Genomic DNA, 2,310 nt, shown 5'->3' on the forward strand with positions numbered 1-2,310 from the left:
GTCGCTGTGGCCTGGACGAATTTGTTGACCAGGTCCACGGTCCAGTCCTCTGCGGTCCAGGTGCCGGGCTTATACAGTCCAAGGGCGGTGTTGAGCAGGACGTCTCCGGTGTAGACGACAGGAAACACGACGGCGATTGCTTTGGCTCCGTGGAGGCCGGAGTGAGCTGTGACGCCGTACGCTGAACCCCACATGGTTCCCAGTGCGAAGTGGGTGATCCAGTTCAGCTGTTCGCGCCCCTGCTCGGTCGTGGGATGGATGGGCAGGATCCGTTCGGCGAAATCCGCTGGCGCGTAGCTGGTTTCACGCCCGGTCAAAGGCATCTCAACAAGTTTTTGGAAAGCCGTCATCGCCACGGTTCCGGCAACGCCTGCCGCCATACCCCGGACGATCGATCCCATCATGGAAGGCTTCTGTTTGGTAAGCATGCTGTCGATTATTGTCTCGCCCAACTACATCCGCAACCACCGCAGAAGCCAGGGCGTGGTCATCATGGATTGATATTCCGTGGACCTTCCGTCGGTAATAGCGGGTTAGCCGCCCTCCCAAAGGAGAACTTCACCGCCCTTCCGCTGGCAGCCCTGCGCCGATCGTTGTTCATCGGAAGCGGTCCGTTGCGCGCAAGAGGACTTCGGTGGTCATACCGAGCACAATATGGGCGGCCAGGCCGCGTGCGTGTGCCTGCCAGGGATACCGGCCCGGTCCGGAGGCGATCCCGGTTAGCGGCGCGGCGGTCTCATCCATGACCACAAACAACGCCACACCATACAGGACACCGTGCCCGGTGCGCACCCATGGTCGTATCCGGCGCACTGCACCGTAAAGAGCCCCGGGCAGCATTCCCAGAGCATAGTGAAACACGGTCGCGCCCGGTCCCGGGCGCTGGTGTGTCGGGCTCACCCCGCTGACCTGGGCGGTTTCGTCCATGACCACAAACAGCGCCAGACCGTACAGGACACCGGATCCGGTGCGCACCGACGGTCGTATCCGGCGTACTGCACCGTAAAGGGCCCCGGGCAGCATGCCCAGAGCATAGTGAAACACGGTCGCGCCCGGTCCTGGCTGTTGGTCGGTCGGGCTCACCCCGCTGACCTGCGTGGCCTTTCTCAATGCACCAGCAGTGGCAGGCCTGCCCGGGGTGCCCGCCTGCACGCCGCGAATCTGGGCCGCGGTCCCGGCGTTCCCGTCCGCGTCCCCGTCGCGGGCCCTCAGGTCCCGGGTGAGAGTATGCATGTTTTCGCTTCGCAGCATGAACCACCCCACCTGGTCCATGGCCCAGACACCGACAGCACCCGCGGCAGCACCCAAAACCATATCAAGGCCAGCCGTGTGCAGTCCTGGCACCGGGACTCCTGCCCGGGTGGTGCGGTGGTTATTCAACCCGATCAACCCCTCTTTCCTGGACAGTAACTGCCGACCGATGATTGCCGACCTCTGCGGTGCGGGAATGGACCCAACACAAGCGGTTCCTTTCTTTCCGGCGGTAAACGTGAACATACTGAGACTGATAAGCATACTTACCACCAAAGAGGAGTTTGGGATCATGAGGGCACTTACCTGGCAGGGAAAGCGATCGGTCAGCGTTGAAGAGGTACCGGATCCCATCATCCAGGAACCCACCGACGCGATCATCAAAATCACGTCCACAGCGATCTGCGGCTCGGACCTGCACCTGTATGAGGTACTGGGCCCTTACATGAGCAAGGGCGACATCCTGGGTCATGAACCGATGGGAATCGTTCAGGAAGTCGGCAGTGCCGTCACGAATTTGAGAGTCGGCGATCGGGTGGTGATCCCCTTCAACATTGCCTGCGGGACTTGCCTGATGTGTTCTCTGAACCTGCAGTCGCAGTGTGAAACCACCCAGGTCCGGGAAAAAGGCCTCGGTGCGCGCATCTTCGGGTACTCCGAGCTCTATGGTTCTGTACCGGGCGGGCAGGCGGAATACCTGCGGGTTCCCTTCGCCGATTACGGCCCCTTTAAAGTTGGTCAAGATCTGCCCGATGTCCGTTATCTTTACCTCTCCGATATCGTTCCCACCGCTTGGCAGGGCGTGCAGTACGCGGACGTGCCCGACGGCGGCACCCTGGCGGTCTTCGGGTTGGGCCCGGTAGGGCAGTTCGCCGCCCGCGCGGGCGTGCACCTGGGTTACCGGGTCATCGGCATCGAGCCTGTGCCCGAGCGGCGTGCAATGGCCGAACGGCACGGCGTGGAAACCCTGGATTACAGTGACACCATCGGAGACGAGCTACGTGAAATGACCGAGGGCAGGGGCCCGAACTCCGTCGTGGAAGCCGTGGGCATGGAAGC

3 protein-coding genes are annotated in these 2,310 nt (G+C 62.2%); 1 reads left to right on the forward strand and 2 read right to left on the reverse strand.

Features of this window, described 5'->3' with window-relative positions; translation table 11 throughout:
- The coding region (locus Y704_RS0102530) for a hypothetical protein (protein WP_026548945.1) at positions 1-428 on the reverse strand (428 nt) is incomplete at its 3' end.
- 169 nt (positions 429-597) lie between these two features.
- Positions 598-1,314: a DUF1440 domain-containing protein gene (locus Y704_RS22560; protein WP_216698942.1), complete on the reverse strand. Its 717-nt coding sequence runs from the start codon at positions 1,312-1,314 to the stop codon at positions 598-600.
- Positions 1,315-1,543: 229 nt separating this feature from the next.
- On the opposite strand from Y704_RS22560, the gene Y704_RS0102540 reads away from it, so the two are divergent.
- Positions 1,544-2,310 (forward strand): alcohol dehydrogenase catalytic domain-containing protein (locus Y704_RS0102540; protein WP_026548944.1); only part of this gene is annotated, 767 nt, incomplete at its 3' end.

It is taken from the genome of Arthrobacter sp. Br18 (genome assembly GCF_000520555.1).
Taxonomy (GTDB): Bacteria; Actinomycetota; Actinomycetes; order Actinomycetales; family Micrococcaceae; genus Arthrobacter_D.